The organism is Mesorhizobium sp. P3_A8, from assembly GCF_056402995.1.
Window position 1 is genome coordinate 227,303 of record NZ_JBFUGI010000010.1, and the last position, 26,474, is coordinate 253,776.

A 26,474-nucleotide genomic window follows, 5' to 3' on the forward strand; every position below is an offset into this window, starting at 1 on the left:
GGCATCCAATCTGAGACGGGTCGTCCCGAGACGGAGAGGAGACAGACGTGACTGATATGCCAATGGTGGATGCTCACGTCCACTTCTGGAATCCCGAGCAGAACTATTATCCGTGGCTCAACGATCGGCCGCTGATTCCATTCCGCTATGGCGACTACTCCTCGATATGCCGGCCGTATCTGCCGGCCGACTACAAGCGGGACGCTGCCGGCCACCACGTTGTCAAGACGGTCTATATCGAAGCCGAGTGGGATCCGAGTGATCCAATCGGCGAGATGGAATATATCGCCTCCCTTCGTCGTGAGACGGGGTGGCCTAACGTCGCTGTCGGCCAGGCATGGCTCGACCGGGACGACCGCGCCCAGGTGCTGGAGCGGCTGGCCGGTTTCGGCTTCGTACGCGGCCTGCGTCACAAGCCGAAATCCAATCCCAAGCCCGGCTCAGCCGCTCCAGGCAGCATGGTCGACCCGCATTGGGTCGAAGGTTTCGCCATGCTGTCCAGCTATGGTTTGCGGTTCGATCTGCAGACACCATGGTGGCATCTGCCCGAGGCGTGCACGCTCGCCGACCGCTTCCCGCAGACGCAGATCATCCTGCTGCATTCAGGGCTGCCGGCCGATCGCAGTGCCGAGGGGATTGCCGGCTGGAAGGCGGCAATGACCGAATTCGCCAAGCGGCCGAACGTGGCGGTGAAGATCTCCGGCATCGGCCTGCCTGGCCAGCGTTGGACGGTCGCCAACAACCGCGACATTGTGAGGTCGATCATCGAGATTTACGGCGTCGAGCGCTGCATGTTCGGGAGCAATTTCCCGGTCGACAGTGTGTGCGGCACGCTCGATACGATCTTTGGTGGCTACAAGGAGATCACGGCGGATCTCGGACCCGAAGCGCAAAAGCGCCTGTTCCACGACAATGCGGTCCAATTCTATGACATCCGGTAAGCCGCGCCTTGCCTATATCGGCGTCGGCCTGATGGGCGGACCCATGGCCGCGCGCCTTGCAGGGCTTGGCTACAAGCTACGAGTCTTCGACGCGGATGCTGGCCGGCAAGCTGCGGCTATGGCTTCGGGTGCAGTTGGCGCTGCGTCGCCAGAAGACTGTGTCGAGGACGCGGATCTCGTGCTCCTCAACCTGCCGTCGCAGGCGGCGGTCGAAACCGTGGTGTTTGGCCAAGCGGGCCTGACGGATGCTCTCCTGTCACCACAGATCGTGGTGGATTTCTCAACCGTGTCGCCGGATTTCTGCCGGTCCATCGGTTCGCGCGTCCAACAGGCTACGGGATGCGAATGGATCGACGCTCCGGTTTCGGGTGGTCCCTCGGCGGCAGGCGAAGGCACACTGACGATCATGGCCGGCGGCTCGGATTGGGCGATCGCACGCATCCGTTCCTTGACCCAGGACATCGGCCGGCAGTTCACCCATGTCGGACAGACAGGCATGGGTTCGGTTGCCAAGATGATCGCGCAGCTCGTGGTCGGCACCAATTATGCTGTTCTGGCCGAGGCCGTGCGCCTCGCTGAAGCGGCAGGAATGGATGCCGCGCTGCTGCCCGAATGCGTGAAATACGGCCATGCCGACGGCGTTCTGATGCAACAGCTCTATCCACGTATCGCCGCACATGATTTCGCGCCGCGGGCCTATGCGCGTCAGCTGCTGAAAGACCTCGATATGGTGCAGGAGCTCGCCCGTAGTTCAGGCACGGCAACCCCAATGTCCGGCCAAGCCGCCCAGCTCTTTCGTCTGCTTGTCACCGCCGGCCACGGCGACATCGACGGCACCGGCATCTATCGCCTCTACGAAGGCGCGTCGTCACATCTTACAGCGATCGGGGAGAGCGCGCGTGCCCAGTAATTCTTACGGATTCGTCGGTCTCGGTGCGATGGGCATGCCCATGGTCAGCAAGGCTCTGGCAGCCCAGTTCGACATCCACATCTTCGATACAAACGCTGCGGCCGTCGACGTGCTTGTCGCGCAGGGAGCAAAGCGGCAAGACAGCGCCGCCGCGGTCGCCAATGCGGTCGAGACGGTCTTCGTCAGCCTGCCAAACGCACCGATCGTCGAGGCCGTCGCACTGGGTGAGGCCGGCCTTATCCATGGCAAACGCATCAAGCACTATATCGATCTCTCGACCACCGGCCCGACAATGGCGCGCAAGGTCGGTGATGCGATGGCGGAACGCGGCGTTTCGGTGCTGGATGCGCCTGTCAGCGGCGGACCAATAGGCGTCCGCAACGAGACGCTGGCGGTCATGGCGTCGGGGTCGGAGCAGACACTGGAACGGGCACGACCGTTCCTGGCAACATTTGCAAAGACTTTTGTCCATCTCGGCCCGGACGTCGGCAAGGCACAGATCCTCAAGCTCGCCAATAATCTTCTCACCGCAACCAACATGGTGATCGTTGGCGAAGCGCTGGCATTCGCCGAAAAGGGCGGTATCGAGCCCGAGGATCTGTTCCGGATCATCAATGCCGGCTCAGGCCGGTCCTGGGTGTCGGAGATCGCCTATCCAAAGCATGTGGTGACACGCCGCTACGACCAGAATTTTCGCACCGAGCTCATGCACAAGGACGTGACGCTTTGCATGCAGGAAGCCGAGCGTATGGGCGTGCCAATGTGGCTCGGGGCCAACGTCCGCCAGTTCTGGCAGTTCGCCATGACGCAAGGCATGGCCGACGCCGATTGCTCGCGCATCGCGGCCCTCATCGAGGGTTGGGCAGGCCTGAATATCGAAGACGCGGCCGAGGCCGCCGAATGAATTCATATGGGGAGGAGTACACCGTGATGCTGAACGACAAGACCGCCATTATCACAGGCGCCGCCTCGCCGCGCGGCATAGGCAAGGCCACGGCCCGGCGGTTTGCCGCGCAGGGCTGCCGCGTGGCGATCTTCGACCTCGACGAAGAGGCCGCCATGAATGCGGCCCGCGACATCGGCTCCGAACACATCGGCGTGGCTTGCGATGTCCGGGACCCTGCTTTTTGCCGCAAGGCAGTTGGTGACGTCATGGCCCGCTTCGGACATGTCGACATCCTGGTCAACAATGCCGGCATCAGCCAACCAGACCGGCTGATGGATATCACCCAGGAGAATTTCGACCTGGTCATCGATTCCAGCCTGCGTGGCAGCCTGAACATGGCCCAGGCTACCGTGCCTTCGATGATCGAACGGCGCTCCGGCGCGATCGTTTCGATCGGCTCGATCGCGGCCCAGATCGGCGGCGGCATTTTCGGCGGACCGCATTATTCCGCCGCCAAGGGCGGCATCCACAGCCTCACCAAATCGATGGCGCGTGAACTGGCGCAGCACAATATCCGCGTCAACGCGATAGCCCCCGGCACGATCGACACGGACATCTTTGGCGACAAGCTGACCGAAGACAAGCGACGCGACATCGTCGTGAACATCCCGCTGGGCCGGCTCGGGACGGCTGACGATATCGCAAAAGCCTGCCTGTTCCTGGTCTCGGACCTGTCCGACTACGTGACGGGACTCATTCTCGACGTGAACGGCGGCCGATTCATGCACTGAAAAGACAGTCCGCACGGGCCTGCGGATCGATGCGACGACGAACATTTGGAGGCGACGCATGCTCAGGATCAATTCCGGACAAGATGAGGCGCCGTTAGCGCATGGGACGGCGCGGCAAACGTATGGTCACGAATTTCCGGCGCCGTCTTCGCGCATCGACGGTGTGCACCCTCCCACCTGTTCGATATGGGACACCCCCCACGAGTCCCAGCCCGATGCGTTATTGAAGTCGGGGATCGCCGATGAAGCAATTGCCTTGTACCTGGCTGACACCCGACCGCTCTACGACGCCGCCAAGCGTTGCGTCGGTCAGCTTTCGGGTATCCTGCTTCTGCTGCAAACCGACAGCCTTGACCGCAACCGCAATGATCTGCTGCTGGCGTCGGTCTCTCGGCAATTGCGCGAGGCAACCGATCGGTTGGGGGCGGTAAAGGCACCTCCGACAGCGGCGCGTCATCAAGCCGCGTTCGCCGATCTGCTTGTGTTTCTCAGCCGGATACTCTCGCGGCTTGATCGTCTCGCCGATCTCATCGATCCGGCAAGTCCCGACCTCGATGCCGTCGTTGACGCGCTCTTTTCCGCGCAGCGGTCGCTGCTGACGGTTTCGCAACCTTCCGCGGGACTGACGCCGGTCGACTTCACGGCAGCCTGTTGCAACTGCCGGCCCGCGAAAAATTGACCGTCTGGATCAAGGGAGGAAAAATCGGTGTCACTCTATTCGATCTACGTCCTCGAGTACGGCTACGTGCCTGAATACCACAAGAGCGGCGTCATCTACGGCGCTCACAATGAGGGCTATGTGAAGCTGCCCTACTGCTACGCCGTCATCAAGGGAGACGGTTGGGCTGCGATGGTCGACGTCGGTTACAACGATCGCGACTACGGCAACTATCTCGGCACTCTGTTCAACGTCCAGAACTGGCGCGGACCGCGCGAGGTTCTTGCCGAAATCGGATTGACGCCGGAAGACATCAACGCGGTCTTCATCACACACGCGCATTTCGATCATTTCGGCAATGTCGATGCATTTCCCAATGCCACCTTCTACGTCCAGAAGAAGGAACTGCAGGAATGGATCTGGGCAATGTCGCTGCCGGACCGCATGCGCTGGATCCTGTCCGGCATCGATACGGCGGATATCCTGCGCGGTGTGCAGCTGGCGCGCGACAAACGCCTCATCGCGGTCGATGGCGCCATGGACAACGTCTTCCCCGGCATCGATCTTCACGTCGCCTATGACAGCCACACCTTCGCATGCATGTGGGTGACGGTGCGCAATGATGGCAAGACGGATTCCCAGGACACCTGGGTGCTTGCCGGTGATCTTGTTTACCAGTTCGAGAACCTGAACGGCGCCTCCGAACAGCTCAAGATCGACGACATGTATCTCCCGGTCGGCCTTGCCACCGGCAGCCAGATCAATCTGATCATGGCCACCGAAGCCATGATGAAACAGGTCGGTCATGAGTCTCGACGGGTCATACCCGTTCACGAGTCGCGGCTCGAACAGACATTCCCGTCCCGGCTCTCCAGCCAGAAGCTGCGCATCAGCGAAATCTGTCTGGCCAGCGGAGCAAGATCCGCACTGCTTTAACCAACAAGTTCAATGCCGCGAATCCGCAGAAGGACAAGACACGTGGAAAAGCCTTCAGAGAAGCCAAAGCCGGTCACGGCCTTAGGAGAAGGTGCATCCGGACCGAGCAGTTGGTTTGCCTCAGCTGGCGGGCCGACCGCGGGTATCGCGGCGGCAACGCTGGTCCTGTTCGTCTTCGGCGGCCTGATCGCCCCGCAAAGTCTTGGCACCGGAGCGATGAGCGGAATGCTTCCCTTTGCCGCGATCCTGGCCCTGGTCAGCCTGGGTCAGACACTCGTCATCCAGCAGGGCGGCATCGATCTGTCCGTGCCGGGGATGGTTTCGCTCAGCGCTGTCATCGTCTGTTACTTCTCGGAGAGCCAACCGAATGCCGAGGGCAGTGTCGTCCTGGCACTCTTTTACGCTTTCGCCGCTGCAGCTGTAGCGGGGCTGATCAGCGGCCTGCTCGTCAGCAAGGTTCGTGTTGCGCCCATCGTGGCCACGATCGGCATGAACGCGCTGCTCTATGGCATGAACGTCAAGATTTCGGGCGGCACGCCGGTGTCGGTACCCGGGTCGATAGCGGCATTCGCCAACGGCAAGATATTTGGCATCACGCAGCTCGCCTATTTGGCAGTAGCGATGGCTATTGTCGTCATTTTCGTCGTCAAGGCGACCACCTTCGGGCGCAATTTCGAGGCTGTCGGCGCAAACAGCCGGGCCGCACGCGCGGCAGGTATCGTCGCTGACCGCTACCAGATCGCCGCGTATGTGGGCGCGAGCCTGCTCTATGCGGCCGGCGGCATTCTGCTCGGCGGCCTTATGCAACTGCCAAGTCCGCAGCAGGGCGACAACTACCTGATGCCGTCGATCGCCGCGACGGTTCTGGGTGGAACCTCGCTGTTTGGCGGCAAGGGCAATCTGGCCGCAACCGTGATCGCCGCTCTCTTTCTCACACAGCTCCAGCAATTGGTGCTGACGACGGGCGCCAGCATCGGCGTTCAATACCTTTTTCAAGGTGCCGCGATCCTGGTCGGGGTCGGCATCTATGGTCTGAATTTTCGCAATCTCAGGCGTGCAATCAGCTTGAGGAACAGGTCGACCGCATGATGTCGGCGGCCAAGGGAATAAACAGTTTCAACGCTGTCCATCACGGGCAGGTTGGAGAACAGCAACCAAACTTCGTTGGGAGGAAATGATGAAGTCTTGTCTTGGATTAAACGTGCTATCGGGCGCCGCGCTCGCCCTGTCGGCCTTTGCAACTGTCTCACCGCTGTCGGTCACACAAGCCGGCGCCGCGGATTGGTGCAAGGGCATTGCCGGTGGTGTCTTCTGCGCCGAACCGGCGGCGACGCCGCCGAGCTTCTGCGGAACGAAGGAAATCTCCGTCGCGCTGGCGGATGGCTTCGCCCAAAACCCCTGGCGGCAGATGACGACGGCCGCTGCGATCAACGAGGCCAGCCAGTGCCCGAATGTCACCGGCTGGGATCATACCGACGGACAGGGTAACACCCAGAAGGCAATCTCCGACCTCAGCGGTCTCGCGGCACGCGGCGTCAATGCCATTGTCGTGTTCCCCGATGCCGGCCCAGCCATGTTGCCGGCGATCCGCGATGCCTTCAAGCAAGGCAGCACCGTCGTCCCCTACCGGGCCCGTGTCGGCGGCGAGGAAGGCAAGGATTACAGCGTTTTCGTCGGCACGAACTTCCACCAGGACGGCGTCGACTGGGGAAAATGGATGGCGAAGGCCCTCAACGGCAAGGGAAATGTCGCCTATCTCGGCGGACCTGCCGGAACCAGCCAGAGCCGTGAGCGCGCCGATGGCATCCTCGAAGCGTTCAAGGACTATCCGGGCATCGTCCAGATCGGGCAGAAACCGTTCGAAGTGACGAATTGGGATTCCAGCATGGTCGCCAAATCACTGGGCGCGCTGATTGCCCAGTATCCGCAGATCGACGGTGTGATCGCCGACCTCAGCATGGGCGTTGTCGCCTCGGGCGTTTTCGAACGGGCCGGTCGGCCGCTGCCGCTGATCGCCGGTGAAGACGCCAACGTGTTCGGCTGCACCTGGAAGAAGCTGCACGACGCCGACGCCAAGTCCACCTTCCAGTACACGACAAACAGCGCCGAGCAGTGGAATGTTCGCCTGGCCGTGCGCTGGGCGATTGCCGAGGCCGCCGGCGGCAAGATGGATCAGCCGCTCGTCATAACCGATCCCAATGGCACCAAGCATACGGTGGCCGCGGCGGGTGTGAAGGAAGTGACGAACTTCCAGCTGGAGGATTCGCTTGCCGGAACGGTGTTCTGCAATCCGAAGCTCCCGGAATCCGCTTCGAATGGCACCAGCCTGACGGACGAACAAGTCCTGGCGGCCCTTAAGGGCGGTCTCTGATCTCGAGCAAAACGGGGCGGGCTTCTGCCCGCCCCTTCATCTCCTCAAGGAGGATGATGGAGACACTTAGGAGGATCGACCATGGCCACCGTCGAACAGCTTCAGCCTGACATGGCACCCCCGGCCGACGCCGTATCGGACGCCCCGTTGGGATTGCGCATGCAAGGCGTATGGAAGCGTTTCGGCAATGTCGTGGCCGTGAAGGACATCTCGTTTGACGCACGATGTGGCGAGGTTCATGCGCTTCTGGGAGAAAATGGCGCAGGCAAGTCGACATTGATGGGCATTGCCTCCGGGAATTTGAGCTTCGATCAGGGTTCGATCGAAATATGCGGACAAACTGTAGATCGCTTGAGCGCGGCACAGGCGCAGCGGCTCGGGCTCGCCATCGTGCATCAGCACCCGGCAGTGCTTCCTGATCTGACGGTGGCTGAAAACCTGCTGCTTGCAGTTCCAGCAGCGCTTCGAACGGATTATGCGAATGCCAATGACTGGGTAGTCGCCCAACTCCGTCGTGTTGGCTCTGCCGTTCACCCCAAGACCCGGCTGTGCGATGTCGACGTCGCACAAAGCCAACTGATAGAACTTGCCAAGGCGCTTGCGATCGACCCGAAGATCCTCATTCTTGACGAACCCACCGCGGCTCTGACAGCCGACCTTGTCGACATCCTGTTTCGCAACGTGCGCCAAGCTGCGGCTCGGGGCGCGGCGGTCATCTACATTTCGCATCGGCTGCAGGAAATCAGACAGATCGCAGACACGGTCACCGTCATGCGTGACGGTGAAGTGAAGGGATCTGCACCGGTGCGCGATGTCAGCGATGACCAGATTCTCAACCTCATTGTCGGACGCACCGTTACCAAGCAATTTCCGCCCAAATCATCCGGTGTCATGAGTGGCGCGAGTGTTCTTGAGGTCAAAGGGCTTTCGGGCGCTGATTTCGTAGACATCAACATGTCGGCGCGTGGCGGCGAGATCGTTGGTATCGCCGGCATTACCGGAAACGGCCAGAGCGACTTCCTGCGTTCGCTGGCAGGGCTTGGAAATGCCCGTGGAGCCGTCACTCTGGATGGGAAGATCGTGCCGCTCGGCAACCCTGGTGCCGCTCGTGGTGCCGGCATTATCTATCTGTCTCCCGACCGCCAGCATGAAGGCCTTTTTCCCAGTCTTTCCGTGCGCGAAAACGGCACCATTTCGGCCCTGTCACGTTTCGCGAACTTTGGTGTCGTCGACGGTTCGCTCGAACGGCGGCATATGGAAGCGCAGCGTGTGGACCTGAACATTCGCGCGGCATCGATCGAGCAGAATGTCGCCACGCTTTCCGGCGGGAACCAGCAAAAGACGATCCTGTCGCGAGCGCTCTTGGCAGAGGCGTCGCTCGTCCTGGCAGAGGAGCCGACAGCCGGGGTTGACGTGGGTGCCCGCGCCGAAATCTACCGCATCCTGCGTGACGTCGCCTCGCACGGGACATTGGTGGTGATCGTCTCATCCGACATTGTCGAGCTTGAGGGCCTATGCGACCGCGTGCTGGTCTTCTCCCGTGGCCACGTCGTGGGCGAACTCTCAGGCCAAGACGTCAATGAGGCCAATATCGGCCGGACCATGATAACGGCCACCACCCATCGCAAGACCGACCAGCAAGGACGAGATAGATCCGGCGCTACGCGCTCTTGGCTGCGAATGGTTGCCGCCGGCGACTATGTTCCAAGCTTCGTGCTTGCCGGGCTAATCGTGTTGCTGGGCTTGGTAGCGTCTGGCCACAACATTCGTTTCGTCTCAGGCTTCAACATCGAGAAAATCCTGTTCCTTTCCGCTGCGCTGGCGTTCGTCTCGTTTGGCCAGATGTGCGCAGTGTTCACCGGCAGGATCGATCTGTCGGTCGGCCCGTTGATTGGCTTGAGCCTCGTCATCGCGTCATTCTTCCTGAATGAAGGTGCCGGCATGGGGACGATAATCGTTGGCGTGTTGGCCGTGTTTGGCGCCGCAGCCCTCGTCGGCCTGACCAACGGGACCTTGGTTCGGTTCGGAAACTTCACCTCCGTCGCCGCGACGCTAGGGGTCTACATCATCATTCAGGGCATCTCGGTGTTGCTGCGGCCCTATCCCGATGGGGCCATCAGCGCCACCGTCATGGATACCATCAAAGCCACCATCGGCAGCATTCCGGTCGTGTTCATCGTCGCGTTGGTCCTGGCAATCATCCTTGAAGTCGGTTTGCGCTACAGCCGTTGGGGGATGAGCTTGCGCGCCGTTGGCTCTAACGAGAAGGCGGCGGCGCATATTGGTGTGCGCACAGGCTGGACTGTCGTCGGCGCGTTCATCGCCTGCAGCTTGCTCACGGCGCTTGGTGGCATGATGGTGGTGGCGCAGCTCGGGATAGGCGATCCCAATCAGGGCATCGAATACACGCTGGGCAGCATTGCCGCAGTGGTCCTCGGCGGAGCCAGTCTTTTCGGCGGACGCGGCAGCTTCATCGGCGTGCTGCTTGGCGCCGTCCTGATCCAGGAAGTCAATTCGTCGATGGTTTTCCTGGGTCTGTCACAAGCCTGGCAATATTGGTTCATCGGCCTGCTGACACTGATCGCAGTGGCAGTCTATTCGCAGGCCCGGTCAGCGTCCATCGAGAGGCCGTGAAACGAACTGCCGCAGACTGGAGATACAACGTCGAGTGCGCGAAGATCCGAAAAAAGGCGCGAGATCTCGCCCAACAGCAGGTCGACGCTCACTTGATGATGCCGATCTTCTTGCGATCAATGGTCACGAATACGGCGCATACCAGAACCGTACCCTTGACTATATTCTGAAGGTACGGATCGACACCAGCCATGTTCATGCCATTCGAAAGCAGTGTGATGATCAAGACGCCCAACATGGTACCGACAACGCTGCCTACGCCTCCGGTCAATGGTGTTCCGCCGACCACCACCGCGGCTATGACGTCCAGTTCAAGCCCCTCCCCGAGTTGGGCGGTGGCGGCCATGGCGCGCGCGGCTTGCAGCAAGCCGGCAATGCCGCACAAGGCACCGAGAAGCACATACATATAGATTTTCACGCGAGCGACCTGAATGCCCGTTAAAATGGCGACACGTTCTCCGCCGCCGATGGCACGAACTTCCCGCCCGAACACCGTCCTGTTGATGATGCCATACGCGACAACCATCAGCACTAAGCCAATGATCACGGAATGCGGAATGCCCAAAGTCCGATTGGTATAGACATTCAGGAATTGCTCATCCTCGATCGAGACAGGCGCGCCGCGGGTGAAAAGAAGCACGACGCCGCGATAGACAACCATCGCTCCCATGGTTGCGATGAAGGACGGCACCTTGCCCTTGGCCAGGAGAACGCCATTGATCAATCCGGCAACCGCACCGACGGCAATGGCGGGAATGATCGCCGCAGCGCCAAGGCTGTCAGCTGTCAACGCGGCTGCCAATGCCGCGAGTGCAACAATTGAACCGACTGAAAGATCGATGGAACCAGCCATGATGACGAAGGTCATGCCTAGCGCGGCAACCAGCAGCACCGTGCCTTGTTGAAGCACAATAAGAAGGTTACTGAAGGTCAAGAAGCGTGGCGATGATATCGAGAAGATCACAATGAGCAGAACGAGCATGGCAAGCGGAAAACTGCGTTTGACGACTTCGAACCTGCTTGCATTCAAGGTCGGTTCCCCGGTTGCGCTCGGTGTTGTGGTAGCGCTCGGCGTGTCGTTCGTTTCCATGGTCAGGCCATATGTCCAATGATGTCATGTTCAGTGGCATCGGCTGCCGTCTCGATGCGATGCGTAATTTGTCCTTGCCGGAGTACCAGCAAGCGGTCCGACATACCGATCAGCTCAGGCATGTCTTCTGAAGACAGGATCACGGCGAGACCCTGCGCCGCCTTCTGCTGAATGATGCGATAGATTTCCGCGCGGGCGCCGATATCGACGCCGCGTGTAGGATTGTTGAGCAGGAGCAGACGTGGCTGGACAGCCAAGCATTTGCCGATCACCACCTTTTGCAGGTTGCCACCCGAGAGTGAACGGCAGGACGCGTCGACGCTTTGCGTCTTGATGCCGAACTGGGCGATGAGGTCACCCGCGATGGCAATGGCAGCGGCGCGATCGAAGAACGGCCCACGATGCGGTGGGCGGGCCATCACCAGATTGTCGAGGAGACTGAAGTCGGCGATCAGGCCTTCATTGTGACGGTCACCCGGCAAATGAGCGACGCCCTGTCGCCAGGCGAAAGTCGGACTCGACGGCGCGTATGAACCATTTGCAAGCTTCATCGAGCCACTGCGCAAAGGCAAGTCGCCGCAAATGGCTGCGAATAGCGCTTCGGCGCCAGCGCCTTTCAATCCGGCAAGGCCGAGGATTTCGCCGGCATGTACATCCAGGCTGACGCCGTCGAGTTCGCGCCCAACGGCGACCTCGCAGGCTTCGAAGACAACAGGACCCCGTCGAGGCTTGCCTGGATCTTTCGGCGGCCGCGGCGGATAGATGCTTTTGGCGAGCTCGCGCCCCACCATGCGGCGATGAATTTCATTGGGCTCGATCTCGGCCGTGCGATATGTTCCGACATATTGCCCGTCTTTCAGGATCGTCAATTCATCCGCGACGGCAAGCACCTCGTCGAGATGATGGGAGACGAAGGCTACAGTCATCCCCTGCCCTTTGAGCTCGCTGATGACGCGAAGGACAGCCTGAACCTCTCGATGATCGAGATAGGCGGTGGATTCGTCGAGAAGGAGGATTTTCGGGTTTGTAGACAGCGCTCGGGCGATCTCGATGCATTTCAGCTCGCCGAGATTGAGGCTGCCTGTGTCGGCAGAGACCGATATTTGCGCGCCAATCCGTTCGAGGATAGCTTGCGCCGCCAATTCCATACGCCTGCGATCGACAAAACCGAGAGGGCCGGCGAACTGTCGCAGACGATTGATGAAGATGTTTTCGGCAACGGTCAGCGAACGGTTGATCGTGATTTCCTGGTATACAAGCGATACGCCAAGGGCCGCCGCTCCGACAACGCTTGGTGGAGCATATCTTGCTTCATCCAAGGTCATAGCGCCGCTGTCAGGCCGTTCCGCGCCAGCAAGCATACGCAAGGTCGTCGATTTGCCGGCTCCGTTTTCGCCGACGATGGCGTGAACCATACCGGGCCGGAGCACCACGGATACGCCATCCACGGCACGTGTCTGGCCATAGCTTTTGTGCAGGTCGCTCGCGGTAAGTGTCATGAATTGACTACGCCCAAATGCCAGGCAGGGCCTGGCTGCAACCGTGGGATTGCTGGCAGGCCCAATCGGACGTTCAGTTGCTATACTGCATCTCGAACACGGCCGGCTTGGCGTCCTTGTTGTAGAAGCGGGAGTGCTGCCGGAAATCATATGTCGGCACGCCGCCGGGAAAGTCCTTCTCAAACTGCGCGACGCGATCCTTGGTCAGCGGCAGCAGCTTCAGCTTGACATTGTCGGCGCCGGCGGGAACCGGAATTCCCTTGATCTGATCGAAAAGGGCGACAAGGGCGAAGCCGCCCTGAAGCCAATGACCGCCAATATCGAAAAGCAGGTCGCCGGACTTTACCGCATCGACATTCTCAGGGTTGAGATCCATTCCGACGACCATGACGTCCTTGCCGGGCGCTTTGCCGTGATTCTTGAGAGCAGCCATCACGCCGGTCGCAGTGCCGCCGTTCGCAGCCCAGACGCCGGTGATGTCCGGATTGCCCTGGAAGAGCGATTCAAACGCGGTCTGTGACGTATCACGGACGAAATTGCCATCGACTTCGCCGGCGACGCGCACATCGGGCGCTTCCTTGAGAGCGTCTTCCAGCCCCTTGCGACGATCAATGGCGACCGAGGTGCCGGTGGTGCCGTTCACCACGCCGATCACTTTCTTGCCATCCGACCCCGGCTTGATCGCTGCGAACAGCGCCTTGGCCATTTGGTATCCGGCGTCTTCATCGCTCGGCCCGATAAAGGCGATGTAGTTGGGGAAACGCTCGGTCTGAGGCGAAAAATCCGGGTAGCTGTCAGTGAGGATGACCGGTATCTCGGCTTCCTTCGCCAAGGTAAGCCCGCGAGCAGCAGTGGCCCAATAGGGCGTAAAGACAATGCCGTCCACCTTTTGGGCCACCAGGTCCTCAAGCGACTTGACCATCTGGTCGGGCTTGTTGTCGGCGTTGAGCACGACGAGCTTTACACCAAGCTCGTCCGCTCCCTTCTTCATGAAAGCGACATAGCTGTTCCAGAATTGTGCATCCAAGGTCGGCACGACAACGCCGACCGTGGGTTGATCGGCGGCGACAGCCGCCGTTGACAAGAAAGCCGCGGCAGCGGCGCCGACAAAGGCCGATTTCAGCTTCGACAAGAAAAGCATGGTTCCTCCAACCCGGTTCGCAACAGAGCCCAAACGCTCTAAAATCACTGACTTGATTTCTATTTTTGACAAGAACTGCGCGCTTGCCAGCGCCAACTGACGAAGTTTGACGGCTATCGCTTACCACATGTGATCAAAATCAGTCAAAATAATTCTAATAAGACCAAAAGCGGCAGGAATTCGCTCATCCACACCACAAACCAGTGGGCTCGCCGGATGAATTCGTGATATTCGCGATGCTGGGATCGCTGTGATTCCGGCGAGCGCGTTGCTGCACTGTGCGGAGATACGACCGTGGCAAGGAATGTACGAAAATCTGCGGTGGAAGATATGGCGCCCTCAGCGTCCGCCGGATCATGGGAAGACGATGGCGGGCGTGGACGGGTCGATGTGATCCCGGCCAAGCGCCATGCTTTCATTCTCGAATGCCTTAAACGGGAAGGAACCGTCGGCGTTCAGGAACTCATCGATCTCATCGGCGCATCACCTTCGACCATACGGCGCGACCTCGAGACACTGGAACGGCAGGGAGCATTGGAGCGAACGCATGGCGGAGCGATGCTTCAACGCACTGAACTCGCCACCTTCGAGCCGGATCTCGCCACTGCCGCACACTTCGCCAGGGCCGAGAAGGAGGCCATAGGTGCGGCCATGATGTCGGAACTTCGCGCCGGGCAGAGTGTCATTTTCGACGCAAGCACGACAGTTCTGGAAGTCGCCCGCGCCATCGCGGCTGCGCCCATTGCGCTTACGGCCGTCACCAACAGTCTCGCGATCGCGCAGATACTCGCAACCGTGCCGGGCGTACGCCTCGTCATGCTTGGAGGCACCTGTAAGCCGGGTTCCCTAACTCTGGTTGGCCAGCCTGGCGAGAATTTCCTGCGCACCATACATGCCGATGTGGCCATTCTTGGCACTCATGCCATCACCGGAGACATGCTCACGGAGACCTCGCTTGAGGTCGCGGCGATGAAGCAGGCGATGATCGCCGCGGCGCGCCGCGTCGTCGTGCTTGCCGACAATTCCAAATTTACCACGCCGAATTTCTGCACCATCTGCCGGCTGGCCGATATCCACCAGATCATTACCGATGAGGGCATCGATCAGGCCAACCTCACCAATCTTCGGACGCTCGATGTAAACGTCCGGGTCGTGCGCGTCAGCCGTTCGGGTTCTTCAGTTGAGCGCTCTTGAGGCTGTGGACATCCGGATCGTCGCCGACGACCTGACCGGCGCCCTGGATAGCGCGGTTTGCTTCGCCTCGCCCGGCCGAGGTGTTGGGGTGAGTTGGCAACTGGATCGCGCGTTCTCGGGCCGTTTGGCTGTCGATATCGCCACACGTGAGGGCGCCGAGACAACGGCCGTCGCCAGACACTTGAAGTTCGCGCCATGGCTGGCCGCCGGACAGCTGAGCTTCAAGAAGATCGACAGCCTTTTGCGTGGTCACGTCATTGCCGAAATAGAAGCCTGCATCGTCGAGGGTGCGTACCTGCGGGTTGTTCTGGCACCAGCGTTCCCATTTCAGGGCCGCGTTACACGCCTTGGGCGTCAATGGCGGCTTGATCGGCCCGAAATGGTAGGTCCCGACATCGTCACCGGCCTAGGTCAGCGCTTTTCGTCTGGCCGGGCAGTACCGGGGGCGCGACCACTTCATTTCATCACCCTCTACGACGCCGAAACGGACAAGGACCTGGACGAAATCGTTGCGACGGCGGGCGCGCCTAGCACGCTCTGGGTTGGTACGGGCGGCCTGGCTGCAGCGCTGGCACGACACCTGAGCATACCACACAAGCCTGTTCCGGCATTGTCCGCCCCGTTCCTGGGCCTTGTCGGCACAAATCACGAAGTCACGGCGGGACAGGTGGCCTCCTTTGCCGCCAAGCATGCTGATGCGCATATCGGCGTGGAACGCGACATCGACAAAGCGAAAAGCGATCTGGCAAAACGGATCATGCGCGGTGCGCCGTCGGTTGTCACCGTCGTTGCATCGGGTGATCGCCAATTGGTGGCAGATCATATCGGCAAGGTGTTTGCGTCGCTTCTCGACGGTTTGCCAAAGCCCGGAACGCTACTCGTCACTGGCGGCGAAACATTGCGATCGGTGTGCTCCAGCCTTGGCGTCGTCGAACTCACGGTCGAGAGCGAGATTGAGCCGGGGCTTCCGATCTCCAGAATCAAAGGCGGCGTTTTCGAGGGCCTGCCCACAATATCGAAATCCGGCGCATTCGGCGATAGCGCCCTCTTCTGCAGGCTTGCGGCCCTCGCGCGTCCCTAATCAAGACCAATGCCCGGCCGCGAGTCCATTCGCCCGGTCAAATGACGTCAAACGATGTCTCAGCAGCCAGCTACATGGGGATTGCCCCCACAAGACGTGAGAAAAAGGGCGGATCTCGTCGCTTTGGCTGATTGCGAATGACTGAGAAAGAAAACTATTGCGCATTCATGGTTAGAGGGATTAGAAGATGACCACAATTGACCGATTAGAGGCGTTTATGTCTGGTCCAAGACTCGGCATCACAATGGGTGATCCTGCGGGCATCGGCCCCGAGATCATCGCAAAGGCATGTGCACGGCTGAAACCGCGCCTTGCCAGCGGATCGTTATCCCTTCTCATAATCGGCAGCGTCACCGCGATGCGTGCAATGGAGTCGATTTCCGGGCGCATTGCGGAGGAACAACCGTCAGCTTCGGCCGCTGGGACTTTTCCCGCTGTAGCCATTCTCGAAGCCGGCCCCGAACGAACACCCATTGAGACAGGCATCATGTCGGCTGAAGGCGGCCGCCTCGCCTATCTGGCGATCGAAAAAGCTGTTCGCCTGGCACAGGCCGGTTCAATTGCCGGCATCGTTACGGCTCCTCTCAACAAGGAAGCGCTCAATCTGGCCGGCTATCACTATGCCGGCCACACCGACATGCTGGCTGAACTGACCGGCGCCCGCGATTCCGTGATGATGCTTGCCCATGGCGATTTTCGCGTCAGCCATGTCTCGACCCATGTAGCGCTGGCCCAGGTTCCATCGAAACTGACCGAACCTCGGTTGCGGCGGGTTATCCAATTGACGGTCGAGGCATTGCGCGGCCTTGGCATTTCCCATCCCCGAATTGCGATTGCCGCGCTCAACCCGCACGCCGGCGAAGGCGGCATTTTCGGTCGTGAGGATATCGACATCACGACCCCGGTCGTCGCCTCCTACAACTCTTCCGATTTTGCCGTGTTTGGGCCTGTTCCCGGCGATACAGTTTTCGTCAAGTTGCGCGCCCGCCAGTATGACGCGGTGGTCGCAATGTATCACGATCAGGGCCATGTCCCGGTGAAACTGCTCGGCTTTAATGTCGATCCCGAGACCGGTGAGTGGAAAGCGCTCTCCGGTGTCAATGTCACGCTTGGCCTTCCGATCATCCGCACCTCCGTGGATCACGGCACGGCCTTCGATATCGCCGGCAAGGGCATCGCCAATGAGGACAGCTTGGTCGAAGCGATCGAGTTCGCGGTCCAGATGGCCGCGGCGAAAACCAACCCTTAGGGCGTCGGCACGCCGGCAACGCACGCAGAACCGGATTGAACCATGGCAGCAGAAGACAAGGCATCCTATCTCATGTTGATCGACGGGAAGTTCGTCACCGGTGAAGCCGGCACGCGCTCGGTTATCAACCCGGCCAATGGCAAGGCCTTTGTCGACGTGCCCGAGGCAAGCCCGGACCAGGCGCGCCAGGCGATAGAAGCCGCCCGCAAGGCGCAGAAGGCCTGGGGGCTCAAATCGCCTCTTGCCCGTGCGGCGATCATGAAGCGGATCGCGGTCCTTATCCGGCAGAACGCCCGGCATCTGGCCGAGGTGGTGGTTAGGGAGCAAGGCAAACCGATCAATGAAGCAATAGGTGAAGTCGGCGGCGCAGCCGAATTCTTCGACTACTACGCCGAATTTGCCCGTCGCATTCAAGGTGAGATCCTGCCATCCGACTACGCGGGAGAGCAGGTCTGGATACAGCGTGTGCCGGTAGGCGTCGTCGCCGCCATTATTCCGTGGAATTACCCGAGCGCCCTGGTCAGCCGAAAGGTGGCGCCAGCCATGATCGCCGGCGACACCATCGTCCTCAAACCGCATGAAGACACGCCGCTTTCGGCGCTCGAAATGGCTCGCATCTTTGTCGAAGCAGGCGTGCCAGCCGGCGTGGTGAACATCATAACGGGACGAGGTGAAACCATAGGCGAAGTGCTCTGCACGGAACCCGGCGTCGACCTCATCACCATGACTGGAAGCGTACCAACCGGTAAGCGCATCATGGCGAATGCTTCGCGCAATCTGACGCCTGTTTCGCTGGAGCTTGGCGGCAAGGCGCCATTCATCGTCCTGGCTGATGCCGATCTCGAACTAGCGGTTCGGTCCGCAGCCACGTCGCGCTACATGAATTGCGGACAGGTCTGCATCTGCAACGAACGCACGCTCGTTCACCGTTCGATTTACGACCAGTTCGTCACACGCTTTGTGGAATTCTCCAAGTCGCTCGTCGTCGGTGATCCGATGCAGGCAAATACAGATATCGGCCCGAAAGTCAGTCGTGATGAGTTGGAAAAAGTCGAGTCGGTCCTTGCGGAAGCCGTGGCGGGCGGCGCGAGGCTTGCTCTCGCCGGCGGACGCCCGACCAAGGCGCCCATCGATGGCGGCTACTGGCTCAATCCGAGCGTGCTGACAGACGTGACGCCTGATATGCCGATCATGACGCGCGAAATCTTCGGCCCGGTCGTGCCGATCATGCCCTTCGACACCTTCGAGGAGGCTGTCAGCATCACCAATGCCAGCAACTATGGCCTGTCGGCCTATCTTTTCACCAATGATCTGGGCCGCGTCATGAACGCCGTCAACGAGGTTTCGTTCGGTGAGATCTACGTGAACCGGATCGGACCGGAAATGCTGCAGGGTTTCCATGTCGGGTTCCGCGAAAGCGGACTGGGCGGTGACGACGGCGTGCATGGGCTCGAGAGCTACATGCGCAAGAAGACGGTCTACGTCAATTATTCGGGTGCCGCTACGGCGGCATTGATGCCTTACGGGCGCTGAACAGCCCAACCAGTACGACCAGCCAGGTCGCCACCCGGCCGCTACGGCCGTTTCATATGATCGGGAGGAATGAAATGCACTATCGTGGATTTATGGCGGCCGCCTTGGCCTTGGCGCTATCAGGACTGGCCGCATCGTCGGCTCTCGCCGATGACGCCATTCCACCGGAAGCAAAAGCTCTGCTCGAGCCCCTGCCCCTGTCGCCGCGGGGCCAACCCGTCCCAGGTTTCCCGGATGGTCCGCCGGCGGTGTCGCCGGACGTGTTGAAATTGTCCGATGAGGACCTTGCCAAGCTCAAGGCGGGAAAGTTTACCGCTGGACTGGTGATGCACACCATGGATGCAGGATGGCCTCAGTTGCAGGTCGCCGGAATCAGCAACACGCTCAAGGACCTCGGTATCGAAGTCGTCGGAACCACCGACGCCAAGTTCCAACCGGGCCAGCAAATCAGCGATCTGGAGCAGATGACCGCCCGCAAGCCGGACGTGATCTTCTCGATCCCGATCGATCCGAAATCTGAGTCCGAAGCCTACAAGAAGGCGGCGGCAGCCGGCATCAAGCTGGTTTTCATGGACAACGTCCCGGTCGATATGGCGCCGGGCAAGGACTATGTGACCGTTGTCGCCTCCGACAATGAGAAGAACGCCTATTTCGCCGCGCAAGAACTTGTCGGAGCGATTGGCGGCAAGGGTGAGGTCGGCGTCATCACGCTGGTTTATGACTATTACTACTCCGTCGCAGCCCGCAAGGTCGGTGCCTTAAAGGCGTTCGGCGAACATCCCGACGTCAAGGTCGCGGATGTCGGCACCTTCACGGCGCCGGAGAAGGCTTACGAAGTTGCCACCGCAATGTTGACGGCGCATCCCGACATGAAGGGTATTTTCGTTGCCTGGGACACGCCCGCTCAGCAAGTCGTCGCTGCGGCAAAGACACTCGGGCGCGATATCGTCGTCACCACGAATGACATTGCCGCTGACAGCGCGCTGAACGTTGCACGTGGCGAATTTCTGGCCGTAGGCGCGCAGCGTCCCTACGACCAGGGCGTCGCCGAGGCCAAGGCGGCCGCGCTTGCATTGCTTGGACATGACGTCCCGCCATACATTTCGGTGCCGACGTTGCGTGTCAAGAAGCTCGACCTTCTCAGTGCCCTCAAGCAGGTCACCAAGGAAGACGCTCCCGCCTCGGTGGTAAAAATCTGCAACGGCGAGTGTTTCTAGCCCCTTTCCGTCGGCGGGCTCCAGCAGTCCGCCGACGCTCCCCAAGCGATCGAGAAAATCGTCATGGCCGAAGCGAAAACTTCAACGTCCCGGAACGCGATCGTAACGATGCAACGCATCAGCAAGTCGTTCGGCGCGAACCGCGTGCTGTCTGATATTTCGTTCGAGGTCATGGCCGGTGAAACGCATGCGCTGCTAGGCGAGAACGGTGCGGGCAAATCGACGCTCATGAAGATTCTCATGGGAGCCTATCGAACGGATGAGGGCCGCATTTTGTTCGCCGGAGAGGACGTCACCGCCTTGTCGCTTCGTGAGAGGATTGACCGCGGCATTGCAATGATCTTCCAGGAACTGAGCGTCTTGCCGAACCGATCGGTTGCCGAAAACCTGTTCATCCTTCGCGAGCCACTCGCCTTCGGCCTGCGCGTCGACACCAGAACAATGGTTCGCGATGCCCAGGCTCTGATCGAGCGGTACGACTTCTCGCTTGATGCTTCCGCGCGCGTGGGCGATCTGGCCTTCGCCCAACGCCAGATGGTCGAGATCCTCAAGGCGATCTCGCGGGGCGCCAAACTGCTCGTGATGGATGAGCCGACGTCATCTTTGACCATCCACGAGGAAGAAACGCTTTTTCACACCATCGGTCAGCTCAAGCAGAACGGGATCGGTATCGTCTACATCAGCCATCGCATGGCCGATGTGCTGCGGCTTTCGGATCGCATCTCGATCATCAAGGATGGGCGCCTGGTTGGCCCACTCGAGCCGAGTAAGACATCCATCGAGGATATCGCCGCGATGATGTCGCGGCCAAAGGGCCAAGTGCCTTTGCCGACCGCCGCATTGCCCGCGAAACGCCACCCGGCAACGCCCGTCGGGACGCCCGCTCTTGAGGTCCGCGATCTGGCCACGTCGCGCAAGCTGTCCGGCGTATCATTGTCGATCGATCCAGGCGAGATCGTCGGCCTTGCCGGGCTTGTCGGCAGCGGCCGCTCGACCTTGGGCAAGGCTTTGTTCGGCATCCTTCCGGACGTATCCGGCCACATCACCGTCGCAGGCGAACCCGTTCGGCCGGGCAGCGTCAGCGGGGCCATCGCTGCTGGTATCGCGCTTGTTCCCGAAGACCGTCGGCTCGAAGGGCTTGTTGGCGGGCGCTCAATCGAGGAGAACCTCGCGCTTCCCCGCCTTTCCGATTTCTCGCTCGCGGGTCCCTTTGGACCGATGGCGAAGGCCCGGATAACGGCTCTGTTCAGACAATACCGTGACGAACTCAATATCCTGTGCCGCGGCCCCGTACAGAAAGCCCAGGAGCTCTCGGGCGGCAATCAGCAGAAGATTGTCTTCGCAAAATGGCTGGCCATGAAGCCGAAGCTGTTGATCCTCGATGAGCCAACTTCCGGCGTTGACGTCAATGCCAAGCGCGATATGCGCGAGCTTGTGCGGCGCACGGCCAGGGAGGGCGTCGCCGTGCTGCTCATTTCTTCGGAACTCGAAGAACTTCTGGATTTGTCCGATCGCATTCTGGTGATGGCGCAGGGGCGCATAACGCGCAGCATCGGCAGCGCGCACGACGAGACTGGGCTTCGCGCGTTGCTGCAGGCCGAGGCCGCCAGACAAACCAGCGTGCGCGCCAAGGGAGTTGCAGCATGAAACCGTCTTCGATGCCGATGCGCGCAGGTGCGACGAATTTCTTCCGCGATCACATCACCTATGTGATCTTCCTGGCGATCACCCTCTATTTCGTCTTGTTCGCCCCCCACTTCGCGTCAGTCTCAACCGCAAGCGCCGTTCTGCGCATCACAGCCATCGTCTCTGTGATGGCGATCGGCATGACGTTCGTCATCATCTGCGGTGAAATCGACCTGTCGGTCGGGTCGGTTGCCAGCTTTTCAGGTATGATCGGAGCGTTGCTGCTCGATCAAAATGTCCCCACCTATGTCGCCGCACTTCTGGTGTTGGGCGCCGGGGCCGCGATCGGCGCGGTGTCGGGCGTGCTTGTTACGAAACTGCGCATTCCATCGTTTCTTGTGACGCTTGGGATGTTGTCTATCTTTTCCGGACTGGCGCTGACCATCACCGGCACCCGGCCAGTGTCGATCGTCGACGATGATTTTTCGAATCTGTTCTGGAACGGCAGTTTTCTGGGCATGCAGGCACCGATCTGGTGGACGATCGTCCTTACGGCCGCCGGCTACTACCTGCTGCATCAGATGCCCTACGGCAGACGTGTCTATGCGACCGGTGGAAATGCTGTTGCCGCGCGCTTTTCCGGTGTGCGCACGGACGGCGTCAAGATCTTCGCCTTTGTACTATCCGGCATGACCGCATCCCTTGCGGGGCTGATGCTCGCGGCCCGCTCCACGGCAGGCAATCCCAGCCTGGGAGCGGGTCTCGAACTGGACGTGATCGCGGCTGTGATCATAGGCGGGACAAGTCTCTTTGGCGGTTATGGATCAATCGTCGGTTCCGTCGTCGGCGCAATCTTCATAGGCATTCTTGGGTTTGGTCTTCTCGTGCTCGGTCTTTCGACCAGCATCCAGGAGGTCATCAAGGGAGCCATCATCATCATTGCCGTCTCGTTGAACCGCCGATGAAAGCAGCAGCGAGGCATGAAAATTCGAGGATATGTGGCTCCGCCATTTAACCAGCGATGATCGGTTGATCGCAGCGCGTTTCGATGAAATAGTAAAAAGAGAACGTTCTCACAGCGTGTTTTGGGATGGAAGAGAACGTTTTGGAGGAAATCTGTTGAGTGTGTCGCCGCCACGATTGCAGGCCGCTGCCGTCACCAAATCCTACGGTGCGACGACAGCATTGGAAAATGTGTCGCTGGATCTGGCGGCCGGCGAAGTCCATGCGGTGCTCGGCGAAAACGGCGCCGGCAAATCCACGCTGGTCAAGATCCTCAGCGGTGTGCTTGCGCCAAACAGCGGTCAGATGCGTCTCGACGGTGCGGTCTATGCGCCGCATTCGATCCTGCATGCACGACAAGCAGGCGTCGCCACGGCTTTCCAGGAATTGAGCCTTGCGCCCAACTTGACCGTTGCCGAAGCGCTGCTGCTGCCCGCCATGAAGCGCGGGGCGTTCGGTCTGGTCTCTCCCTACCAGACAGCGCGAGCCGCAGCTGAAATCCTGCATCGCTATCGTCTCGACGACGTCTCGCCGATCGCCGGCATCGCCAGCCTGTCGCTCGCCCACAGGCAGCGCCTAGAGATCGCCCGCGCTATGCACCATGCCGAAAAGGTTCTTATCCTTGATGAACCCACAGCGGCGCTGACCGATGTCGAATGGCTGTTCGATCTGGTTCGCAACATTACCGCGGCCGGGACCGCCGTCCTCTATATTTCCCACCGCCTGGCCGAGGTGCGCACCTTGTGCAAGCAGGCAACGGTGCTGCGAAACGGCCGTTCTGTGGCAAGCGTCGGATTGTCGGATGCCAGCGATGCCGATATTTTCGAGCTGATGGTCGGCCGCACCGAGATGGCGCACGGACGGCGCACCCGCTCGCTCGTTCACGAGACGCGTTCCGTGCTCGAACTGAAGAATGTCACCGGCGCAAAGCTCAAGGGCGTCACATTCGACGTGAAAGAGGGCGAGATCGTCGGCATCGCCGCCTTGGAAGGCCAAGGCCAGCGCGAACTTTTCCGCACCCTAGTCGGCCTGGATAAAGCGACGTCGGGACAAATCCTGGTCGAAGGAAAACCCGTACAACCAAAGAGCCCGCGCCATGCCATCACAGCCGGACTGAGCTTCCTTCCCGAAGAACGCAAGGTGGAAGGCATATTCTCGACGCTGTCGACGGCAGCAAACATCGTGCTTCCCGTCATTCAGCACATCAGCCGGACCGGCTTTGTCTGGCCCGCGCTGGAACGGGACAGTGCCGCACGGGCATCCGAAGGGGTCGAACTCAATGCGCGCTATCTCGATTTTCGTATCGCCGACCTCTCCGGGGGCAATCAGCAGAAGGCATTGCTCGCGCGTGCGATGTTTACGGGCGCGCGTACTTTGCTTCTCTACGATCCGACACGAGGTGTCGATGTCGGCACCAAGCAGGCTATCTACGCGGCCATTCAGGCTTTCGCCGACAAGGGTGGATCGGTGCTTCTCTATTCATCGGAACTTACGGAACTGACGCGTCTGGCCGACCGCTGTCTGGTGCTCTACGGCGCACGTATTTTCGAGCAATTCACCGGCGAAGCCATCGAAGAGCGTGCGTTGGTCGCAGCCCTTACCGGTCATTCCCGAGACCCCGCAAAATCAAAGCGCGAGGTCGCGGCATGAGCATTCTTGCAACCAAGGCAGCAGCCACCCCTCACCGTCTCGCTCCGTCAATGTCTGCAAGGGCAAAAGCCTTACTGGCCAGCGGCACCGGCATCATCATCGTTCTCTACATCATCCTGTATGGCCTGTACTCCATATGGGATCCGACCGCGCTGACCGCCGACACGGTGCTCAACCTGACGAACAATGCCGTTCCCCTTGCGATCGCGGCGGCGGGTCAAACGTTGATCGTTTTGTCCAGAGGCTTCGACCTTTCCGTCGCCGGCGTCATCTCGCTGACAAATGTCATCATGGCGGCTTATCCGCTGGACGGCCCGATGGGGGCGGTCGAAAGCCTTGCCATCTGCCTGGCGATCGGGGGCGTGGTCGGCCTGATAAACGGCTTCCTGGTCGCTGTGCTGCGTCTCCAGTCGATCGCTGCCACGCTGGCGACGATGATCATCTGCCAGGGCCTTTCATTGGTGATCCTCGACGCGCCGGGAGGTACGGTCGCGGATTTCATCTCCTATGATCTGACCGACGTGCTTTTCGGCGTGATCCCGATCTCGGGGCTCTTCGTTGCGGCCGTTGTCGTCCTCTGGATGATTTGCCGACGCACGGCGTTCGGCACGGGCCTCTATGTCGTGGGAGCTGATGAGACAGCCGCGCATCTGTCCGGCATCAATGTCAAACGCGTGCGAATTCTAAGCTTTGTCATCGGTGGCATGCTCTACGGCCTCGCGGGTTTCATGCTCAGCGCTCAAACCGCGACAGGCAATCCCAATGCGGGCGCCTCTTTCCTGATGCTGACCTTCGCTGCCGTGGCGCTCGGCGGCACGTCGCTGAGCGGTGGGCGCGGCAGTGTCATCGCCAGCATCATCGGCGCCGGCACGCTCATGTTGCTGCAGAAAGTGCTGTTCGCCGGCGGCGTGTCGTCCTTCTACACCGGCATTTTCCAGGGCGTGGTGCTCGTGCTGGCGGTGGTGTTTGGAAATGTCGTGACGCATTTTGTTGAACGAAGAGGTGCATCGTGACCGAAACGCGCCCTCCCGGGGCGACTGTAGCCCCTACCCCGCGGACCCAACGGCAGACGGAAAGTGTCGCCGACAATCGGCGTACCGCCCGCTTGCGGCCAGAGACAATCACGGCGGTCTGCGTGTTCGGTATCAGTATCCTGCTGGTGCTGGGTTCACGCTTCGTCAGCCCGGCACTCGGTTCATGGGATCACGTCAACACCATAATCCTTCTGGCGTCTTTCCTGATCGTCGTGGCCTTCGGCCAGGGGATCGTCATCATGATCGGAGGTCTCGACCTTTCGGTCCCGGCGCTCATAACGCTTGGCGGCGTGCTGACGACCAGCTGGATCGATGCCTCCAGCGGCATGAGCTTGCCGCTGATACCGGCGATCTTGCTGATCTGCGCCTGCATTGGCGGGATCAGCGGCCTTGGAGTGACGTTACTGCGTATCCCGCCCTTCATCATGACCATGGCGACCGGGATCATCACCGCTTCCGCGGCACTTGGGCTGACGAGCGGTACACCGCGCGGCGCGGCTCCCCCAATCCTGACCGATCTGATGAAAGCGAGTTGGATCGGCATCCCGGTCATTCTCCTGTTCATCCTGGCTTTCGCGATCTTCGGCTCGGTGTTGCAGGGTCGAACATCCTACGGCCGCCGCCTGACAGCCATTGGTGCGAATCCGGTCGCGGCACATGTCGCAGGCATTGCAGTGCGCAGTTCGGTTCTGATCGCCTATATGCTGAGCGCAGCCGCATCCGGGTTTGCCGGCATGATGCTGGCGGGCTACGCAAACGGCGCAACGCTGCGCATGGGCGACGACTATCTGCTGCCCTCGATTGCCGCCGTCGTAATCGGCGGCTCGTCCATTCTTGGTGGCAGCGGCTCGTTCGTCGCCACCATAGGCGGCGCCATCCTGCTCACGGCGTTGAGCACTGTCATTTCGGCCGTTGGCATTCCGCAGGGCTGGCGCACGGTCATCGAGGGCTCGATCATCCTCATTGCCCTGCTCCTGCTGAGGGAAAACACCTTCGCTTTTCTAAGACGCCGACTGGCGCGGTAAAGACCG

Annotated in this window: 22 protein-coding genes; 19 read left to right on the forward strand and 3 right to left on the reverse strand. The window is 60.4% G+C overall.

Annotated elements, in window-relative coordinates; translation table 11 throughout:
• Positions 1-56 precede the first annotated feature (56 nt).
• From AC1DX4_RS23625 to AC1DX4_RS23665, 9 genes are all read left to right on the forward strand, one after another.
• On the forward strand, positions 57-941 hold the full coding sequence (locus AC1DX4_RS23625) for an amidohydrolase family protein (protein ID WP_477222656.1): 885 nt from the start codon (positions 57-59) through the stop codon (positions 939-941).
• Positions 928-1,851, forward strand: a complete 924-nt coding sequence (locus AC1DX4_RS23630) for an NAD(P)-dependent oxidoreductase (protein WP_477222583.1) — start codon at positions 928-930, stop codon at positions 1,849-1,851. Before AC1DX4_RS23625 ends, AC1DX4_RS23630 begins: the two co-directional genes overlap by 14 nt.
• Complete coding sequence (locus tag AC1DX4_RS23635) at positions 1,841-2,755, forward strand: NAD(P)-dependent oxidoreductase (protein WP_477222584.1); 915 nt, start codon at positions 1,841-1,843, stop codon at positions 2,753-2,755. The genes AC1DX4_RS23630 and AC1DX4_RS23635 overlap by 11 nt, the downstream gene beginning before the upstream one ends.
• A 23-nt stretch (positions 2,756-2,778) precedes the next feature.
• Positions 2,779-3,528 carry an SDR family NAD(P)-dependent oxidoreductase gene (locus AC1DX4_RS23640; RefSeq protein WP_275954858.1) on the forward strand — a complete coding sequence of 250 codons (750 nt, stop codon included), beginning with the start codon at positions 2,779-2,781 and terminating at the stop codon, positions 3,526-3,528.
• 58 nt (positions 3,529-3,586) lie between these two features.
• Entirely contained in the window at positions 3,587-4,207 is a 621-nt protein-coding gene (locus AC1DX4_RS23645) for a hypothetical protein (protein WP_477222585.1), read from the forward strand.
• A 27-nt stretch (positions 4,208-4,234) separates the two neighbouring features.
• On the forward strand, positions 4,235-5,122 hold the full coding sequence (locus tag AC1DX4_RS23650; protein WP_477222586.1) for an N-acyl homoserine lactonase family protein: 888 nt from the start codon (positions 4,235-4,237) through the stop codon (positions 5,120-5,122).
• Positions 5,123-5,134: 12 nt separating this feature from the next.
• Positions 5,135-6,211 (forward strand): ABC transporter permease, encoded by a 1,077-nt coding sequence (locus tag AC1DX4_RS23655; RefSeq protein ID WP_477222587.1) that lies wholly within the window; start codon positions 5,135-5,137, stop codon positions 6,209-6,211.
• Positions 6,212-6,299: 88 nt separating this feature from the next.
• Positions 6,300-7,493: a substrate-binding domain-containing protein gene (locus AC1DX4_RS23660; RefSeq protein WP_477222588.1), complete on the forward strand. Its 1,194-nt coding sequence runs from the start codon at positions 6,300-6,302 to the stop codon at positions 7,491-7,493.
• Positions 7,494-7,574: 81 nt separating this feature from the next.
• On the forward strand, positions 7,575-10,127 hold the full coding sequence (locus AC1DX4_RS23665) for an ATP-binding cassette domain-containing protein (protein ID WP_477222589.1): 2,553 nt from the start codon (positions 7,575-7,577) through the stop codon (positions 10,125-10,127).
• A gap of 88 nt (positions 10,128-10,215) precedes the next feature.
• Here AC1DX4_RS23665 and AC1DX4_RS23670 read toward each other — a convergent pair whose 3' ends face one another.
• The 3 genes from AC1DX4_RS23670 to AC1DX4_RS23680 form a co-directional block, all read right to left on the reverse strand.
• Positions 10,216-11,217 (reverse strand): ABC transporter permease, encoded by a 1,002-nt coding sequence (locus AC1DX4_RS23670; protein WP_477222590.1) that lies wholly within the window; start codon positions 11,215-11,217, stop codon positions 10,216-10,218.
• Positions 11,218-11,219: 2 nt separating this feature from the next.
• Positions 11,220-12,716, reverse strand: a complete 1,497-nt coding sequence (locus AC1DX4_RS23675) for a sugar ABC transporter ATP-binding protein (protein WP_477222591.1) — start codon at positions 12,714-12,716, stop codon at positions 11,220-11,222.
• Between the two features lie 73 nt (positions 12,717-12,789).
• Positions 12,790-13,953, reverse strand: coding sequence for an ABC transporter substrate-binding protein (locus tag AC1DX4_RS23680; protein ID WP_477222592.1), 1,164 nt, complete (start codon positions 13,951-13,953; stop codon positions 12,790-12,792).
• Positions 13,954-14,151: 198 nt separating this feature from the next.
• Between AC1DX4_RS23680 and AC1DX4_RS23685 the strand changes: the two genes are divergently transcribed.
• The 10 genes from AC1DX4_RS23685 to AC1DX4_RS23730 all read left to right on the forward strand — a co-directional run bounded on the left by AC1DX4_RS23685 (position 14,152) and on the right by AC1DX4_RS23730 (position 26,468).
• Complete coding sequence (locus AC1DX4_RS23685; RefSeq protein WP_477222593.1) at positions 14,152-15,051, forward strand: DeoR/GlpR family DNA-binding transcription regulator; 900 nt, start codon at positions 14,152-14,154, stop codon at positions 15,049-15,051.
• Positions 15,038-16,132 (forward strand): four-carbon acid sugar kinase family protein, encoded by a 1,095-nt coding sequence (locus AC1DX4_RS23690; protein WP_477222594.1) that lies wholly within the window; start codon positions 15,038-15,040, stop codon positions 16,130-16,132. The genes AC1DX4_RS23685 and AC1DX4_RS23690 overlap by 14 nt, the downstream gene beginning before the upstream one ends.
• A gap of 244 nt (positions 16,133-16,376) precedes the next feature.
• Entirely contained in the window at positions 16,377-17,381 is a 1,005-nt protein-coding gene (gene pdxA / locus AC1DX4_RS23695) for a 4-hydroxythreonine-4-phosphate dehydrogenase PdxA (RefSeq protein WP_477222657.1), read from the forward strand.
• 42 nt (positions 17,382-17,423) lie between these two features.
• The gene (aldA, locus tag AC1DX4_RS23700) at positions 17,424-18,914 is read left to right on the forward strand and encodes an aldehyde dehydrogenase (RefSeq protein WP_477222595.1); all 1,491 of its coding nucleotides are present in this window, start codon (positions 17,424-17,426) and stop codon (positions 18,912-18,914) included.
• Positions 18,915-18,988: 74 nt separating this feature from the next.
• Positions 18,989-20,131 carry a substrate-binding domain-containing protein gene (locus tag AC1DX4_RS23705; protein WP_477222596.1) on the forward strand — a complete coding sequence of 381 codons (1,143 nt, stop codon included), beginning with the start codon at positions 18,989-18,991 and terminating at the stop codon, positions 20,129-20,131.
• A gap of 63 nt (positions 20,132-20,194) precedes the next feature.
• Entirely contained in the window at positions 20,195-21,778 is a 1,584-nt protein-coding gene (locus tag AC1DX4_RS23710; protein ID WP_477222597.1) for a sugar ABC transporter ATP-binding protein, read from the forward strand.
• Positions 21,775-22,722 carry an ABC transporter permease gene (locus AC1DX4_RS23715; RefSeq protein WP_477222598.1) on the forward strand — a complete coding sequence of 316 codons (948 nt, stop codon included), beginning with the start codon at positions 21,775-21,777 and terminating at the stop codon, positions 22,720-22,722. The genes AC1DX4_RS23710 and AC1DX4_RS23715 overlap by 4 nt, the downstream gene beginning before the upstream one ends.
• A 64-nt stretch (positions 22,723-22,786) precedes the next feature.
• A complete protein-coding gene (locus tag AC1DX4_RS23720) occupies positions 22,787-24,409 on the forward strand; it encodes a sugar ABC transporter ATP-binding protein (RefSeq protein WP_477222599.1) in 1,623 nt (540 codons plus the stop codon).
• Entirely contained in the window at positions 24,406-25,422 is a 1,017-nt protein-coding gene (locus tag AC1DX4_RS23725; protein ID WP_477222600.1) for an ABC transporter permease, read from the forward strand. Before AC1DX4_RS23720 ends, AC1DX4_RS23725 begins: the two co-directional genes overlap by 4 nt.
• 122 nt (positions 25,423-25,544) lie before the next feature.
• Positions 25,545-26,468, forward strand: coding sequence for an ABC transporter permease (locus tag AC1DX4_RS23730; RefSeq protein ID WP_477222601.1), 924 nt, complete (start codon positions 25,545-25,547; stop codon positions 26,466-26,468).
• The last annotated feature ends 6 nt before the right edge of the window (positions 26,469-26,474 follow it).

What these genes read in the sequence shown, in the direction of transcription:
- AC1DX4_RS23660 (WP_477222588.1), top strand. Translation starts at nt 6,300, where the DNA reads ATGAAGTCTTGTCTTGGATTAAACGTGCTATCGGGCGCCGCGCTCGCC.
- AC1DX4_RS23670 (WP_477222590.1), bottom strand. Translation starts at nt 11,217, where the DNA reads ATGGAAACGAACGACACGCCGAGCGCTACCACAACACCGAGCGCAACC.
- AC1DX4_RS23665 (WP_477222589.1), top strand. Translation starts at nt 7,575, where the DNA reads ATGGCCACCGTCGAACAGCTTCAGCCTGACATGGCACCCCCGGCCGAC.
- AC1DX4_RS23655 (WP_477222587.1), top strand. Translation starts at nt 5,135, where the DNA reads ATGCCGCGAATCCGCAGAAGGACAAGACACGTGGAAAAGCCTTCAGAG.
- AC1DX4_RS23625 (WP_477222656.1), top strand. Translation starts at nt 57, where the DNA reads ATGCCAATGGTGGATGCTCACGTCCACTTCTGGAATCCCGAGCAGAAC.
- aldA (WP_477222595.1), top strand. Translation starts at nt 17,424, where the DNA reads ATGGCAGCAGAAGACAAGGCATCCTATCTCATGTTGATCGACGGGAAG.
- AC1DX4_RS23645 (WP_477222585.1), top strand. Translation starts at nt 3,587, where the DNA reads ATGCTCAGGATCAATTCCGGACAAGATGAGGCGCCGTTAGCGCATGGG.
- AC1DX4_RS23710 (WP_477222597.1), top strand. Translation starts at nt 20,195, where the DNA reads ATGGCCGAAGCGAAAACTTCAACGTCCCGGAACGCGATCGTAACGATG.
- AC1DX4_RS23725 (WP_477222600.1), top strand. Translation starts at nt 24,406, where the DNA reads ATGAGCATTCTTGCAACCAAGGCAGCAGCCACCCCTCACCGTCTCGCT.
- AC1DX4_RS23630 (WP_477222583.1), top strand. Translation starts at nt 928, where the DNA reads ATGACATCCGGTAAGCCGCGCCTTGCCTATATCGGCGTCGGCCTGATG.
- AC1DX4_RS23715 (WP_477222598.1), top strand. Translation starts at nt 21,775, where the DNA reads ATGAAACCGTCTTCGATGCCGATGCGCGCAGGTGCGACGAATTTCTTC.
- AC1DX4_RS23675 (WP_477222591.1), bottom strand. Translation starts at nt 12,716, where the DNA reads ATGACACTTACCGCGAGCGACCTGCACAAAAGCTATGGCCAGACACGT.
- pdxA (WP_477222657.1), top strand. Translation starts at nt 16,377, where the DNA reads ATGGGTGATCCTGCGGGCATCGGCCCCGAGATCATCGCAAAGGCATGT.
- AC1DX4_RS23705 (WP_477222596.1), top strand. Translation starts at nt 18,989, where the DNA reads ATGCACTATCGTGGATTTATGGCGGCCGCCTTGGCCTTGGCGCTATCA.